The sequence below is a fragment of the Pseudomonas hygromyciniae genome (genome assembly GCF_016925675.1).
Classification (GTDB): Bacteria; Pseudomonadota; Gammaproteobacteria; order Pseudomonadales; family Pseudomonadaceae; genus Aquipseudomonas; species Aquipseudomonas hygromyciniae.
In genome coordinates, this window is the sequence record NZ_CP070506.1 from 5,255,593 (window position 1) to 5,269,722 (window position 14,130).

Here is a 14,130-nt window from a genome sequence, read left to right on the forward strand (position 1 = left end):
ATGGCGGCTGGCCTCGGCGGTGATGCGGCCCAGCTCTTCCCCGGTTTGTACAGGGTCGGCAGTTGCTCCGCACGCACCGCCAGGGCCTGCATTTCCAGTCCCGGGGGCGGCCCAGCGCAGATGCTTGAGTCGAAGGGCAAATAGCCCACGCAACAGCCCACCGAGTCGACAAAACGCCCGGTCAGGCGATGGCTGAGAAACCCGAGAGCAGCAGGAACTTGTCAGTGGCAGCCCAGATATCCGGCTGATGTTGGGCAATCCAGTTAGCCTCGGCCTGGGCACGAAAGTAGTCCACCGTGGCCTCAGCGCCCACCAGCTTGAACAGCCAACCCCAGGGCCCTTGATCCGCCCTCTGGCTGGCACTGGCGTTGGTCGAGCCAGAGGATGGCTGGCCGCAACGCCTGCCCCGGGCATCGACATTGATCACAGTGCCGCGCTGGGTGGTCAGGGATACGCCACGGATCAAACTGCGGTCGATACCGGTCTGCGCCCACAACGCTGGCAGGCTTCCCCAGCTTGCGCCAGTAATAATCCGGGTCCTGCTCGGCCCAGCCGGGCTGGCTGGAGTAATAGGCCTGCAACTCGACCTTGCCTTTGCCAACAGGTTGCCCGACAGGTCGAACAACAGCGCACGGACACTCTGGGTGCCGTTGTCGATCGCCAGCACATAGTCTTTGCCGGGGTGTTGTTATCCACGAAGCTCGCTTTTTCATGAGGCACTCTTCAGATCGAGGCGCTGGGTACGCTGCGATGGCGTTGCCACAGTGCAGGTAGCGCTGCTGTTCCTGTTCCCAGCGCGCGTCGTCCCAGCCCAGGCGCGGCTGACAAAGCCGGCGGATATCTGCCAGGTAATGCGCAGCGCCTTCGGGCAGTAGCAGGCCGAGGCGCGTGCGCCGCAGTAACAGGTCGTCCAGGTGCAGGACCATTTCGGTCTCGGCGGCAAAGGCCAGCTCCGCCCACAGGGTATCGCTGGCCCCGACACAGTCGCTGCCCAGGCTGCTTATCAGGCTGGCCAGGCGCGGCAGATCGCGGCCATGGCGCCCGGCCAGGCGGCGCAGGCCGGCACCGCTCAGCCGGGAATCGCCTGCAGCGCCAAGGCCTGGAACACGGCGCCCAGTCATCCTCCAGGGTTTTGCCAAGCATCCCGGCACAGGCCCGCAACACTTCGATGGCCTGGGGCCGGAAGGTGGTCAGCTTGCCCCCGCCAGGTCACACAGCGGGTTCCTGCCACAGCACATGCTCGCGGGTTTCATTGATGGCTTGGCCTGGGAGTCGGCGGCGCCCACCACCGGACGCACCCCGGACCAGGTGCACAACACGTCCGCCGCCGTCACCTCGGCCTGGGGAAATGGTTGGGCGCAAGCCTCCAGCAGGTAGTCGAGTTCTTCACGGGTGATGCTCGCACGAAGGTCCAGATCCTCGCGGTGATCCAGGTCGGTGGTGCCCACCACCGTGGCTCCCTCCCAGGGAAAGACGAACACCGGGCGCCGTCGCGCCGGTGCATGAAACTGAAGGCATGGGCCACCGGCAAGCGCCAGCCCGGCAACAACAGATGGCTGCCGCGCAAGGGCCGCAACTGGCGCTGCCCACCGCCCGGTTGCAGGCGCTCAGCCCAGGCACCGGTGGCCACGGCCAGCACTGCGCAGCGCACTTGCATGACCGCGCTGCCTTCAGCGTCCTCGACCTCGACCCCACACACACGCTCGCCGTCGCGCAATACCTGACGCACCCGCAGGCCATTGAGTGCCCAGGCGCCATCGGCACGGGCCTCGGCCAGCACGCGCATGACCAGCCGCGCATCGTCGGTCAGTGCATCGCGAACCTGCGAACCCCAGCAACCCCTGCGCCAGGGCCCCGGTGCCAGATGGCGCAGTTGTTCAGGCTTATGGAACCGCCGGCTACGACAACCGGCCAGGGCGTCATACAGGCGCAGCAAACCACCGAATACCCGCGGTCCAGGAACCCACCGCGATAGTGCGGCATCAGGACACATGGGCTCCACCAGCCCCGGTGCTTCGCCCATCAAACGTTGGCGCTCGTGCACTGAATCACGGGCCAGGCGCCATTGGCCCTTGGCGATATAACGCAGCCCGCCATGGACCATTTTCGACGAGCGGCTGGAGGTGCCCCAGGCAAAATCCCGTTGCTCCAGCAGCAGGCAGCGCCAGCCGCGCCGAGCCGCCTCGCGCAGGATCCCGGCGCCGCTGATGCCGCCGCCGATCACGATCAGGTCCCAGGTTTCACTCGCCAGTTGTGGCAGCGCGGCCTCGCGCCATTGGGCATTCCAGTCATTGCTCAGGGCCTAGTCTTCCAGCAGCGTGCCGGGGTTGAGGCGCCCGGCCGGATCGAAATGCCGGCGGTGCAGCGCAGCCATCGCCAATTCGCCCTTCTCCTCGGCAGGTAAGGCGCGTGGTCCTTGCCCACGCCGTGCTGGTGGCTGATGGTGCCGTGGTTTTCGACGATGGTGCGGCTGGCCGCCCGCTTCAGGGCCTTCCAGCGTTCGAGGGTGGCCGGGTAGTCCGCCGCCGGGCGGAACACATAGCTGGTGTAGATGCTCGAACCTTCGCCATACACATGGGACAGATGGGTGAACACATGGACCAGCTCGCCCTCGGCCGCCAGGCAGTCGCGCAGGCTGGCCTCGATAGCGTGCAGCAAGGTATCGACATGGCACCAGTCGGTCGCGGTCTCCAGGGTGTCGACCACGTAGCCGGCCTGCCAGAGGTTCTCCCGCAGGTAGGGGAAGCGAAAGCGGTTCTGTTGCCATTTCTTGCCCAACAGGGTGCCGGTAAACACGCCGCCAAAGGCCTTGAGATGCTGGCGGGCCTGGCGCAACGACAGGGCATTCTGCCGACGATTGCCAGTGACACCGAAAGTCAGCAGGCACTTGCCCTCACCCGTGCCACGCAGTGCCAGGTGCCTCCAGCCAGGCGATTTGATTGGGATGGCCAGCCAGCGCCAGCTGAGTCTGGGTTTCCAGGGCATTGGACAGGCGCAGCATCGACGGCGGTACCCGGGCCTGCACCAGTTGCCGAATGGCCTGCAGGGCTCGGGGCCAGTCCGGCAGGAACACACCATAGAAACGCTCGTCCTCGGGCAAGGCACTGACCCGCACCTTGACCTGGGAAATGATGCCGAAGCGCCCTTCACTGCCCAGCACCACTTCCCGCAGGTCGGGGCCGGCGGCCGACGCCGGGCCTCGGGATTCTCCAGGGGCCCGGCGAATGTCTCCAGGGTGCCGCCGGCGAACAGTTGCTCGATCCGCCCATAGCGCAGCGATTGCTGGCCGCTGGAGCGGCTGGCGACCCAGCCGCCCAGGGTCGACAGCTCCCAGGACTGCGGGAAGTGCCCCAGGGTGTAGCCTTTGGCGCGTAGCTGGCTCTTCACCTGAGGCCCGCTGGCGCCGGGGCCGAAGGTGGCGATCAGACTTTGCTCGTCGAGGCCGAGCAGGCGATTCATGTGGGCCAGGGACACCGTCAGTCCCAGGCGCGTGGACGCCGGCGGGTTGATATGCCCGGCCACGGAGGTGCCACCACCATAGGGAATCAGACACAGGTCGGCACTGTCGGCCAGGGCCAACAACTGGCGGATCTGCTCGACACTTTCCGGTAGGGCCACGGCATCCGGGTAGCGGCCCAGTACACCTTCACGCAGGGCCAGCCACTCCGGCAGGCTCTGGCCTCGGGCATGCATCAGGCGGTCCCTGGGTTCAATACTGTAGAGCGGATGGGGCGCCAGGCGCGATGCGGAACCCCGGCCAGGGCGCTGTCCAGGCTGGCATCGGGCAGGGTGTGCCCATCGCCCAGTCGCTCGCGCAGAAACGCCGCCCCATGAGCAGGCATCTCCATCTGCGTGGTTTCTTCCCCAGCCGTTCCAGCGTCGCATGCCTGTTTCTCCCAGCAGATCGTGTGATTTTCAGTGCCCCCATACTAGTCAGCCGGCGCAAGCTGTCACGGTCGCATCGAGACAGATGGAGTAGCCAATTGGGCCGATCGGTCCATTTCCCGATGTCGCCACGGGAGCATTTACTTTAGTCATGGTTTCAAATTACCTTGCCAGCCATCGACGCGCGCAACAGTACTGCCGCCAACAACACCCCCGCCAGGAACCCGATCATGCAGACAACCGGCTCGACCTCAGTCCCCTCTGCTGAAATACCTGCGCCATGCCGAACAGCTCGGCGTGGCGACCACACCGCCCTGGCGGCAGCCGGAATCACTGCCGGCCAACTCGACGACAACAGCCTGCGCCTGCCCGTGAAGGCCCACGAACGCCTGCTGGAGTGTTTCTGCGAACATTCCGGGGACCTGCTGTTCGGGCTCAATTCGGCGCGTTTCGTGCTGCCAGATTCGTGGAGCGTGCTGGGCTACATCACCATGAACTGCGCGCCCTGGGCGAGGCGATGAACCGCATCATGCCGTTCGAAAGCTGGTGGGCGACATGGGCACCAGCCGCGCGGAGATAGTCGATGGGCAGGTGCGGCTGATCTGGAACTGCCGCCACCAGCAGCCGCGGATCCGCCGGCATATGGTGGAGAACGTGCTGGCATCCTGGCTGGTGTATGCACGCTGGATCGCCGACACCGAAGTCGCCCAGCCAGGTACTGCTCGAACACCCACTGCCGGACGGCGCGCAACTGAGCCAATATGGGGACTTCTTCGGTTGCCCGGTGTTATTCGAGCAGCCCTGCTCGGCCCTGGTGGCGCCGTTGGGTTACCTGCAAACGCCCCTGCGCCAGGCTGATGCGCAATTGCTGCGGACCCTGGAGGAACACGCCCTGGCCCTGATGGCCTCGCTGGACGATTCGACCCTCGCGCTGCGGGTGAAAAACGCCCTGCGCCAGTTGCTCAAGGAAGGCCTGCCGCGCAAGGAACAAGTGGCCGAGCAGTTCGCCATGTCGGTGCGCACCCTGCAACGCCAATTGCAGCAGGCGGGTACGTCCTACCAGCAGATCCTCGACGACCTGCGTCAGGAACTGGCCGAGCACTACCTGCTGCACAGCGACCTGCCGATCCAGGACATCGCCCAATACCTGGGTTTCACCGAACCGCGCTCATTCCACCGCACCTTCAAGAGCCGCACCGGCATGCCGCCGGGCGAGTATCGGCAGACCCACCGGGCCAGTTGAAGCGCGCAAATTACAGGCGGTCGAGCCCCAACCCTCAATCAAATCCTCCCCGGCCTCATCCGCCCGCCACCGCCGACTGGATATGCGCATGGTGTATCGCCGCTGATACTCGGAAGGTGTAAGCCCGTAGTGCGCAAAAAAGGCGTCGAAACGACTGGCATCCTGATAACCGCAGTACTCCATGACTTCCGTCAGATCGATCAAGGTCACTTCCAGCAATTGCTTGGCCCGTTCAACCCGCAGGCGATGCAGGTAGTCCAGAGGGGTCATGCCTCCACCTCCTTGAAGTGACGCAGCAAAGTCCGCGGGCTGGCGGTCGCGGCCTGGGCTACCGCGTCCAGGCTGTAGGGCATCTGAATATGCTGCTGCAGCCATTGCTTGGCGCGGAACACCACGCTGTCGCGGGTTTTTACCGAGATGCCGGGGAAGTTCAGGCTGGAATGCTCAAAACGCATCGGGTGGTACAGCAGGCCGTTGGTGGCGATCTGGGCCATTTCTTCGCCGGCGAAGTGACGGATCAACTCCACCATCAGGTCGCAGACCGCCGCAGGGCTCCGGCGGTGAAGACCGGGCCGTCGACCACCACCGGGCCTTCCATCGCCAATTGCACCTTGGGAAAGGTGGACGCGAACCAACTGGCAATCATCCAGGTGCGGTTGCGCGCCGACCATCCAGTACCCCTGCACGGGCAAGCAGCACGGCGCCATTGAAGCTGGCAGCCACCACACGCCCTTGGGCGTGATAACGCGCAAGCAGTTCAGTTCGTCGGCGCATTGAGCAAGAACCTGGTTCAGGTCCGGCACGTTTTTCATTTGCACGCCAGGAACAAACAGGACCGTCTGCGAGGGCCGCAGGGTTTTACGGCCTGGGCTGGGCGGGCGCATTTCCGACAGCCAGTCCGGAAGCGCCAGTTCATTGCCCGCCGCATCGATCAAGCGCCAGTGAAAAACGCCCCGCGCTTGTCCGTGCGCAACTGCCAGAGGTTGTTGAAGGTGCGCAGCATGTCGATCACGCTAAACAGCGTGCCGGCAAGATTATGCGGGCCATGCAATAAATCGACGCGGACATTCATGGGCTTACCTGGCGATATTGATTTATTGTTGGCGATATTAGCCCTATCACCTTTAAACACCAGCCCGCTCACTGCATGACTTGTGCGGACTAGCTTGCCTCACTACAGGTCAGTAGAACCTGGGTTTTTACTTGGCGATATTGGCTTTATTGCTGTCGGTATTCGCCGTATTACCGCAATCACTTCGACGCTAGACTGAAAAACACCTGGCCTCAGCAAGAAAAAAACAAGGGTATCAGTCGGTGAAAACAACAATAAGAAACGCCTGGGGAAGTACCGGCAAGCCAGTGGTTGCAGGGTTGGCCACGACCTTGCTCAGTGCGGTATCAGCGCTCCAGTCAGCGCAGGGGAGTTGGTGTTCAGTGACCTCAAGTCAGGGCTGGGTAACGGCATGCAATGGCAACATGAGGACACGCGCCTGCTGGTCAAAGGCGCCCTGGCCCTGGGCACGGTACGACGCATGGACGACCCCAGCCACGCCTGACCAGCGCCGAATACGGTATGAACCTGTTCAACGACGGCAACCTCAACTACAAGCGCGGCGATGCGGTTTCTACGTCGGCCGAAACCTACCTGCAAGCAGATTTGAGCCACCGCAACCTCGGGGTTTTCGTCAGCGCAAAGGGTTGGTACGACTACACCCAAAAGCATCAGGACGTCGACCATGGCAGCGTACCCACGGTATCGCTCGGGAGAGCCGCTCAGTGATTCGGGGTTCGACTCCCTGGCGCGGTTCTCCAATGCGGTGTTCAACGACGCCTACGTCTGCGGCAACTTCCAGCCTGCCGGGCATGACCTGCTGGTGCGCCTGGGCGACCAGGCGATCCCCTGGGTCACACCGACCACCATCAGCGGTGGCCTGCAGGCGGTAAACGCGTTTGACTGGGCCGCCGCACGTCGAGCCACCTCGATTGCCGAAGCCCGCACCGTGCCAATGCCGACCCTGTACGCCAAGCTGGCGCTGACCGAGAACCTGTCGCTGGATGCGTTCAATCAGTTTGAATTGCGCCCCAGTGCCTACTCTGGCTGCGGCACTTTCTGTCGACCAGCGACTACGCACAACCGGGCTGCAACCAATTCATCCTCAACGGCAGCGTGATGAGCGCCATAGCGGGACAGCCGATCTACACCACCGATGGCCAGGCCCTCAACAACCCCATCGACCATGTGGCACGCGGCCCGGACCATCGCCCTGGCAACAATCAGTTCAGCGCCAGCCTGCAGTATTTATGGAAGGACGTGGGGTTGTTCGGCTTCTATTTCACTGACTACAGTAGCCGCGAAGCGCTGCCAGGTGGTGCGCACCGGCCCCGGCGTGCTGACGCCACCGGCTGCGGACGTGGGGCAGGCAATGCCCACCTATCAGCGCGCCTATCCAACCCGCATTCGCCTGTATGCCCTCAACTTCAAGACGCGGCTACCGGGCGGCACCGGGATTTATGCCGAATACGGTTACCGGCCCAATCAACCGATTGCGTGGAACAGTGCCGACTTTATCGCCGGGCTGCTCGCCGGCAGCGGGCCCATGGGCTACCTGTCCAAAACCCCGACGGGCTACCTGGCAGCGGCTACGACCGCTTCCACGTCAGCCAATTGAATCTGGGCGCCAGCCATCCTTTTGGCCAGGTGTTGGGCGGCGCGATGAAGCTATCGGCAGAAGCCGGGTTGAAATACGTACACGACCTGCCCGACACCGACCAGATCCGTTATGGCCGCCCCGGTTTCGGCAGCGCGCCCTACGGCAAGGCCGCCAAGTGCACAGGCCCGGCGGCCAAATGCGCAGATGACGGATTTGTCACCCCGTTTGCCTGGGGCACCCGCGTCAAAGGAGAAATCAACTACAGGAATGTATTGCCCGGGCTGACGTGACGCCGTCGCTGACACTCGTCTACGACATCAAGGGTCACGCCTATGACGGGTATTTTCCGAAGGCCGCTACGCGCAAATACTCGGCGTGCGAAGAGATTACAAAAGCACCTACACCTTCGATCTCAGCTACCGGAACACCGGTGGCGGCGATTACAACCTGGTGGCAGATCACCGCCTGTTAGAAGCCAGTGTAGGCATTCGCTTTTAGCCCCCTTAAAACAAGGCCATTTCCATGCGTTCACTGACCGATAGCCGACGCCCGCTCGTAGTTGCCCTGCTGATGACAGTGGTGATTATCAGCGTGCTGGACAAGACCATTTTCGCCTTCGCCGGCCCGCAGATCATTGATGAGTTAAAGCTCACGCCAGCGCAGTTCGGTTTTATCAGCAGCTCGTTCTTTTTCTCTATTCGGTCTCGGGCGTGCTGGTGGCTTTTCTCGCCAGCCGCATGCCGAGCCGCTGGATTCTCTCCGGCATGGCCCTGGTGTGGATGACCGCCCAATTGCTCTCGGCCCTGTCCACCGTTTCTATACCCCGCTGGCCAGCCGCGTCCTGCTCAGCGCCGGTTGTAGCCCGGGCGCGGCGGTGACTCAGCACCCCTGTTTCAAGAGGTACACCAGCCGCGAGCGAGTGCTGCCACAGCGCTGATCCAGGTATCAATCATGCTCGGTGCGATTGCCGGCGCGGTGGCCCGGCCCAAGCTGATCGAGCAGGCGGGCTGGCGCACGGGCTGCGTGCTGCTGGCCGGTGTCAGCCTGGTGTGGCTGCTGCTGTGGCAACGTTATGGCCGCGAAGCCCAGCGTGACGATACAGGGCACCCAGGGCGACCTGCTGCCCACGTTGCCCTACAAGCGCCTGTTGCTCAACCGCACGTTTGTCTGCATTACCTTGGCTGCGTTCTGCAGCTACCTGCCCAATGCCTTGCTCTACGGTTGGTTACCCACCTACCTGCAAAGAGGCCTGGGCATGACGCCGATGCAATCGGTCTACCTGCTGCTGACCACCACTCTGGGGGTGATCTTTATCAACCTGATGGCTTCCAGCCTGGCGCAACGCGCATGAAACGCAACGCCAGCATCCGCAAGGCGATGATCGTGCCGCCGCTTCTCGCTTGCCTGATCGCAGCCGCGACTTACATCCTGATGGGTTTTACAACACCAGCTTGACCGTGACCCTGGGGTTTTTCCTGCCCGGCAGCATTCTCGCAATCTGCTGTCGGCCTTCGGTTTCCGCATCGTTGCCCACATCGCCCCGGCCCGCCAACGCGGGAGCATGCTGGCGATCCATATCCACCGCTGACCACCGCCGGCATGCTCGCCCCGTGCTGGACGGACTGGCCATCGGCTGGCACAACGGCGACCTGGTGACCGGCTTCGGACTGGCCATCGGCATGTTCGGCATTGCCCTATTGGTGTTCAGCCTGCTCGGGCTGGTGCTGATCGACCCTGAACGCAGTCGCCGCGAACTCACGGCCAGCACTCACGGCGCCAGTTCTGCCGCCACCAGCCCGGCATAAACCTCGCGGCGGCGGCTCCCCCACCTCGATCGCAGCACGCGGTGCCCAGCACGACTGCCAATAGGGAACGCCCGATGGACTTATCCTGCTGCAAAGCTACGCAGCTCGGCAAAAATTCCTCCAGGCCTGCGCCAGCTTCGGCCTGTAGGTCAACCATCCTCACCCGTTACCGGCAGCGATGGCGAGGAACTGGCCCTGGACGTGGCGCTTGCAGGCTCGCCCACGGCCACCAACCTGCTGGTCTGGAGCAGCGGGTTCAGGCGTGGAAAGCTTCTGCGGCTCGCAGTCCAGGTTGATCACCTGCGCAACCGCGAGTGGGTGCAACACTGCCAGCGCCAAGACCTGGCGGTGCTGTATCTGCATGCGATCAACCCGTGCGGCTTCTCCTGGCTGCGTCGGGTCAGCGAAGACAATGTCGACCTCAACCGTAACTTCATTGACTTCGCGCAACCGGTGCCCGACAACCCCGACTACCGTATCCTCGCCCCACCGCTGCTGCCGCGACGGCAACCACCCACCCTGTTCAGCACGTTGGGCCTGGCCGAATACGCCCTGCGCCATGGCCGCAAACCCCCGCAGTCAGCCATTACCCTCGGCCAACACAGCCACCCCGAAGGTTTGTTTTTCGCGGGCACGGCACCTGCCTGGAGCAACCTGCAACTGCGCCAGATTATCCGGCGCCTGGGCAACCACAGCCGGCGTATCGGCTGGATCGATGTGCATACAGGGCCAGGACCGTGTGGCGTGGGTGAGCGGATCTACGAGGGGCTCAATCACCCCAGCGATATTGCACGGGCGCGCAGCTGGTGGGGCCCGCAGGTCACGACCAACGTAGACGGCACCTCCTCGTCGGCCATGCTCGACGGCACCCTGGACCTGGCGGTGATGGAGGAATGCCCACACGCGCAGTACAACGGTTTGACCCTGGAGTACGGCACACAGCCGGGGCCACGAGTGCTTGAGGCCCTACGCGCCGATCACTGGCTGCACACCCATCCACAGACAGCACAAGCCCGGCGCGTGCAGATCAAGCGCCAGTTGCGCGATGCGTTCCACATCGAAACCGAGGGCTGGAAACGCCCGGTACTGGAGCGGGCACGCGAAGTGACTGCGCTGAGCCTGCGCAGTCTTGCCACGCGCTTGGAATGACAAAAATGCCCCCTATCAGGTGGGGTACACACTCAAACCACAGAGGATGTTCATGATGAGTGCATATTTGGCACAGGCTTTAAGAGAGGTCATGCAAAAGATCCAGGCCCGTCGCGACCAGCATCAGGATGAGGTCGTCGCCACACTCAACCGGGTAGCGACTGGCGAACTGAAGATGACCGAACGCTCAGCCCCAAGGAACAGGAAGACGCACAGGCGCTGTTTGGCTGGGTGGCCCAGGAGGGCCCGCAAAAGGTGTTTGCCGCGATCCAGCCGATCTTGGCCGACCCGGCCAAGTTGAGCACGGGCATCCCCTTCGATGAAATCATCAACGGCCCGCCGTTCTGGATCATCCCCCTGCTCTCAAGCACATCGACCTGCGCGGCCTGACCCGACTCGCGGTCCTGCTGGCCAACTACATTTTCTATGAGCAATTCCACTACCCGCAGCCAGAAACCGGGGTGTACGACATCTCTGGCAAGCCCTTCCAGAAACTCAAGTGGCTCTACCGCAACTGGTTCAATCATCTTGAAGTGGCCGAGAAAGGCTCCGGGCTGGAGGAGCTGTTTGAATCCCAGGCGTTCAACTTCTTCAACCTGAATCAATCACCGACGGACCCAGGCTTCAGCTACCTGCCGTTGCGCTCGGTCTCGGTGTCATGTGCCGGAGACCTGCTGGCGGTCGATGTCCTGACCCCGGAAACACCCCGCAACTGTTCGATGACATCACGGACTTCTACAGCACCGCAAACATCGTCAGCGCCAGCCTGGAATCGACCGTTGACCGGCACAGAAAACCGGAACGCCATCAGACAAGGGGCAACCGGCCCAGATGAACACATCCGAGGCGATGTTCCGCAAGTTCCGTGATGAGGCGAACATCAACTTCTTCAGTACCGCGACCAACCACGCCATGGACTGGGGTGAACAAGGCGTACTCGCCACCCTCGATGTACTGAAAACCGGGCGCCTACTATGCCGGCACTGCCGCCAGCCAGGCCGAGCAGGATGATGTGGTGGTGGTGGAGAAAAACGGCATCAGGGTGCCCTGCTGGCCTATACCTTTGACCTCAACGGCCGCGACCCATCGCCTGACAAGGCTTACCTGGTCAACGTGGTGCGCTTCAACGATGTAAACCCGGCGCCCGACTACTCACTGATCGAAGAACAGGTCGCCCGCGCCAAGCCAAGGGGGCGGACTGGATCATCGCCTACTGCCACTGGGGCTGGGAGTTCGAGATGTACCCCCACGTCAATATCGTGGAAGCCGCGCGCAAGGTGATTGCCTGTGGTGTAGACACGATCCTCGGCAACCATGCCCATGTCAGCCAGCCCGCAGAACTTATCCCGCGCCCTGGCAAACAGGATGCGCTGGTGATCTACGCGTTCGGCGACTTCGTCAGTTATCATCCCGAAAGCCGCAACTCAAAACTGGCCTACACCCTCAAATTCAGCATCGGCAAATTCCTGGGGTTACTCGCCTGTTCAACGTCAAGGCACTGCCTATCTACATCGTTAACGAAAGATTGGATGGCGAGCGTTTCAACTGCCGCATCGTCAAGTTTTTCGATGTGCTGGAGAACCCGGATGGCTACGGGCTGACCGAGTTGGAGAAGAGCCAACTGCCCCATCTGCAGGACAAGGTGTGGAACGATATTCTGTCGCCACTTTCCAGCCTCCCGGACTGATGTAAGCAACAGCACCAAGCCTGCCTTGAACCGCAGGCTTTTGTCACACTGGCCTTGACTCTCCCCTATACGGCAGACCCTACGCTGAATGCCATTTCTCTCAGGACATTCCCCGTGGTTCAGCGCACCCTGATCATCCTTAGCCACTCCTCCAGCACCAGCTTCTGTTCGGCACTCGCCGAGACCACCTGCAGTCAGCCAGAAACGCCGGCCATGAGGTACGCATCCTGCGCCTTGGCGAGCTGGTTTTCGACCCGATCCTGCACCACGCCTATCACCAGGCCCAACCTCTTGAGCCCGACTTGCTCGGCGCCCAATCCACATTCTGTGGGCGACACATGTGGCGTTCGTGTTCCCCATCTGGTGGGGCGGCGTTCCGGCATTGTTGAAGGGATTTATCGATCGGATTTTCCTCCCGGTTTTGCCTTCAAATACCGCAAGGGCAAGGCGTTCCCGACAAGCTCCTGAAGGGCCGAACCGCCCACCTGCTGGTGGCCCTGGATACGCCGCCGTGGTATTACCGATGGTTCTACCGCATGCCCGGCGTGCACCAGATGCGCAAGACCACCCTCGAGTTTTGCGGCATCAAGCCGATCAAGACCGTGATGTTCGGGCCTGTACTGGGCTCTACCGCGGCGCAGCGCGAAAAGTGGCTGAAAAGGCCGGCACACTCTTTTGAAAGGATCTGCATGTACATCGGTAAAGCCGCGCAGCTGTCGGGCACGACAATCAAAGCCATTCGTCACTATGAGGACATCGGCTTGTTGCCACTGCCGCATCGCGAGGGGCGCTATCGGGTTTACTCGGCGCAGAGCGTGGAGCTGCTGACGTTTACGTGTGCGCAGCAACCGGGTTTCAAGCTCAAGGAGTTGCAGGAGATTCTGCACGGGCACCATGGCGATGAGTTGCCGTGGCAGCGCGCCAACCAGGCGATAGCGCAAAAGAAACTCGAGTTGATGACGAAATCCAAGCCCTGCAACAGGTGCATGCAGGGCTGGTGGCGTTTGAGGGCAGCCTGGAGCAGGCCCAGGGTCAGTGCCAGTTTGCACGGTTGGTGGAAACCGGCACTGCGCGCAACAGCTAGTTCAGCAGATCGCCCCATTTGTTTTGCAGGGCGCGTTCTTCGGCCAGATTTCCCGCGTCATGGCGTCAACCCAGCGCTGGGCAAAACCATTGGCTGGACCCCAAACCCGAGGCCCAGCAGATTGTGGTGAAAAACCTGCAGGAGCTGAGCCTTGGCTTTATGACTAAAAGCGACTTTCAATCCAGCAGCATCGCCGTTTCATGTGGGCATAAGCGGCGATCCCACCTAGTAAATTCTGCCTGCACGTAAGCCCATTCTGATTTAACAGACCACACCTCCAACCGCCCTTTTCCTGCGGCATTCTCCGACGCCTTTCTTTTGCAGAGACGTCATGGATGCCAGCTCCTGCCCCTGATTCATCCCCTCGACCTGATCGAATACGAGCTGAACGGCTTTCACCAGAGCCTGGCGGTGTATCGCCAGCAGGTAACCAGCTGGTACGCGCAAGCCCTGGACAAGGCCAGCCATGCCACGGATTTGCCGTCGTTGCTGGGCATGGAGCGAGTGCTGCGGGTCGGCGACTCCAAGTGTCGGTGAGCATGACCGACAGCGACTTTGCTTCCAGTGTTGCCGTGTGCCCGGCAGGCGGTGAGCTGAAGATCCAGAGCAAGTTCGAGTCGGTGATG

At 62.3% G+C, this 14,130-nt stretch carries 20 protein-coding genes and 6 pseudogenes; 18 read left to right on the forward strand and 8 right to left on the reverse strand.

Features of this window, described 5'->3' with window-relative positions; all coding sequences use genetic code 11:
* Positions 1 to 181: 181 nt before the first annotated feature.
* From JTY93_RS23615 to JTY93_RS23625, 5 genes and pseudogenes are all read right to left on the reverse strand, one after another.
* Positions 182 to 667 carry an FGGY family carbohydrate kinase gene (locus tag JTY93_RS23615; protein ID WP_205518943.1) on the reverse strand — a complete coding sequence of 162 codons (486 nt, stop codon included), beginning with the start codon at positions 665 to 667 and terminating at the stop codon, positions 182 to 184.
* Positions 668 to 854: 187 nt separating this feature from the next.
* Positions 855 to 1,121: pseudogene (locus JTY93_RS30165) on the reverse strand (glycerol-3-phosphate dehydrogenase C-terminal domain-containing protein); the annotation flags it as partial.
* Between the two features lie 69 nt (positions 1,122 to 1,190).
* Positions 1,191 to 1,481 carry an FAD-dependent oxidoreductase gene (locus JTY93_RS30170; protein WP_275899791.1) on the reverse strand — a complete coding sequence of 97 codons (291 nt, stop codon included), beginning with the start codon at positions 1,479 to 1,481 and terminating at the stop codon, positions 1,191 to 1,193.
* Between the two features lie 110 nt (positions 1,482 to 1,591).
* Positions 1,592 to 2,224: pseudogene (locus tag JTY93_RS30175) on the reverse strand (FAD-dependent oxidoreductase); the annotation flags it as partial.
* 78 nt (positions 2,225 to 2,302) lie between these two features.
* A pseudogene (locus tag JTY93_RS23625) lies at positions 2,303 to 3,885 on the reverse strand (FAD-binding oxidoreductase).
* A gap of 230 nt (positions 3,886 to 4,115) precedes the next feature.
* Between JTY93_RS23625 and gliR the strand changes: the two are divergent.
* Positions 4,116 to 5,128, forward strand: a pseudogene (gliR, locus tag JTY93_RS23630) (AraC family transcriptional regulator GliR).
* Here the strand turns inward: gliR and JTY93_RS29315 are convergent.
* The 3 genes from JTY93_RS29315 to JTY93_RS29325 are packed head-to-tail and all read right to left on the reverse strand — an operon-like array spanning position 5,054 to position 6,200.
* A complete protein-coding gene (locus JTY93_RS29315) occupies positions 5,054 to 5,398 on the reverse strand; it encodes a helix-turn-helix domain-containing protein (RefSeq protein WP_240357239.1) in 345 nt (114 codons plus the stop codon). The pseudogene gliR and the gene JTY93_RS29315 overlap by 75 nt on opposite strands.
* On the reverse strand, positions 5,395 to 6,063 hold the full coding sequence (locus tag JTY93_RS29320) for a helix-turn-helix domain-containing protein (protein ID WP_240357240.1): 669 nt from the start codon (positions 6,061 to 6,063) through the stop codon (positions 5,395 to 5,397). Before JTY93_RS29320 ends, JTY93_RS29315 begins: the two co-directional genes overlap by 4 nt.
* Positions 6,060 to 6,200, reverse strand: coding sequence for a hypothetical protein (locus tag JTY93_RS29325; protein WP_240357241.1), 141 nt, complete (start codon positions 6,198 to 6,200; stop codon positions 6,060 to 6,062). The genes JTY93_RS29320 and JTY93_RS29325 overlap by 4 nt, the downstream gene beginning before the upstream one ends.
* Positions 6,201 to 6,555: 355 nt before the next feature.
* On the opposite strand from JTY93_RS29325, the gene JTY93_RS29665 reads away from it, so the two are divergent.
* From JTY93_RS29665 to JTY93_RS23670, 17 genes and pseudogenes are all read left to right on the forward strand, one after another.
* Positions 6,556 to 6,684 (forward strand): hypothetical protein, encoded by a 129-nt coding sequence (locus JTY93_RS29665; RefSeq protein WP_275899792.1) that lies wholly within the window; start codon positions 6,556 to 6,558, stop codon positions 6,682 to 6,684.
* Between the two features lie 17 nt (positions 6,685 to 6,701).
* A complete protein-coding gene (locus tag JTY93_RS29670; RefSeq protein ID WP_275899793.1) occupies positions 6,702 to 6,908 on the forward strand; it encodes a DUF1302 family protein in 207 nt (68 codons plus the stop codon).
* On the forward strand, positions 6,865 to 7,299 hold the full coding sequence (locus JTY93_RS29675; protein ID WP_311136326.1) for a DUF1302 family protein: 435 nt from the start codon (positions 6,865 to 6,867) through the stop codon (positions 7,297 to 7,299). The genes JTY93_RS29670 and JTY93_RS29675 overlap by 44 nt, the downstream gene beginning before the upstream one ends.
* Before the next feature lie 195 nt (positions 7,300 to 7,494).
* Entirely contained in the window at positions 7,495 to 7,797 is a 303-nt protein-coding gene (locus JTY93_RS29800) for a DUF1302 family protein (RefSeq protein WP_311136327.1), read from the forward strand.
* Complete coding sequence (locus JTY93_RS29805) at positions 7,794 to 8,069, forward strand: DUF1302 family protein (RefSeq protein ID WP_311136328.1); 276 nt, start codon at positions 7,794 to 7,796, stop codon at positions 8,067 to 8,069. Before JTY93_RS29800 ends, JTY93_RS29805 begins: the two co-directional genes overlap by 4 nt.
* Before the next feature lie 85 nt (positions 8,070 to 8,154).
* On the forward strand, positions 8,155 to 8,277 hold the full coding sequence (locus JTY93_RS29685; RefSeq protein WP_275899794.1) for a DUF1302 family protein: 123 nt from the start codon (positions 8,155 to 8,157) through the stop codon (positions 8,275 to 8,277).
* A 24-nt stretch (positions 8,278 to 8,301) separates the two neighbouring features.
* On the forward strand, positions 8,302 to 8,562 hold the full coding sequence (locus JTY93_RS29330) for a hypothetical protein (RefSeq protein ID WP_240357242.1): 261 nt from the start codon (positions 8,302 to 8,304) through the stop codon (positions 8,560 to 8,562).
* 289 nt (positions 8,563 to 8,851) lie between these two features.
* Positions 8,852 to 9,130 (forward strand): hypothetical protein, encoded by a 279-nt coding sequence (locus JTY93_RS29335; RefSeq protein ID WP_240357243.1) that lies wholly within the window; start codon positions 8,852 to 8,854, stop codon positions 9,128 to 9,130.
* 259 nt (positions 9,131 to 9,389) lie between these two features.
* Positions 9,390 to 9,584 carry a hypothetical protein gene (locus JTY93_RS29340; protein ID WP_240357244.1) on the forward strand — a complete coding sequence of 65 codons (195 nt, stop codon included), beginning with the start codon at positions 9,390 to 9,392 and terminating at the stop codon, positions 9,582 to 9,584.
* A 201-nt stretch (positions 9,585 to 9,785) separates the two neighbouring features.
* Complete coding sequence (locus tag JTY93_RS23650) at positions 9,786 to 10,733, forward strand: DUF2817 domain-containing protein (protein ID WP_311136329.1); 948 nt, start codon at positions 9,786 to 9,788, stop codon at positions 10,731 to 10,733.
* A 231-nt stretch (positions 10,734 to 10,964) separates the two neighbouring features.
* Positions 10,965 to 11,123, forward strand: coding sequence for a hypothetical protein (locus JTY93_RS29345; protein ID WP_240357245.1), 159 nt, complete (start codon positions 10,965 to 10,967; stop codon positions 11,121 to 11,123).
* 71 nt (positions 11,124 to 11,194) lie between these two features.
* Positions 11,195 to 11,602, forward strand: a complete 408-nt coding sequence (locus tag JTY93_RS29350) for a hypothetical protein (RefSeq protein ID WP_240357246.1) — start codon at positions 11,195 to 11,197, stop codon at positions 11,600 to 11,602.
* Positions 11,565 to 11,744, forward strand: a complete 180-nt coding sequence (locus JTY93_RS29355; protein ID WP_240357247.1) for a CapA family protein — start codon at positions 11,565 to 11,567, stop codon at positions 11,742 to 11,744. The genes JTY93_RS29350 and JTY93_RS29355 overlap by 38 nt, the downstream gene beginning before the upstream one ends.
* Before the next feature lie 227 nt (positions 11,745 to 11,971).
* A complete protein-coding gene (locus JTY93_RS29360) occupies positions 11,972 to 12,334 on the forward strand; it encodes a CapA family protein (RefSeq protein WP_240357248.1) in 363 nt (120 codons plus the stop codon).
* A 200-nt stretch (positions 12,335 to 12,534) separates the two neighbouring features.
* Positions 12,535 to 13,123 (forward strand): annotated as a pseudogene (locus JTY93_RS29690) (NAD(P)H-dependent oxidoreductase).
* Positions 13,110 to 13,504: pseudogene (locus JTY93_RS23665) on the forward strand (MerR family DNA-binding transcriptional regulator). The pseudogenes JTY93_RS29690 and JTY93_RS23665 overlap by 14 nt, the downstream one beginning before the upstream one ends.
* 318 nt (positions 13,505 to 13,822) lie before the next feature.
* Positions 13,823 to 14,041, forward strand: coding sequence for a hypothetical protein (locus JTY93_RS23670; protein ID WP_205518944.1), 219 nt, complete (start codon positions 13,823 to 13,825; stop codon positions 14,039 to 14,041).
* Positions 14,042 to 14,130 lie beyond the last annotated feature (89 nt).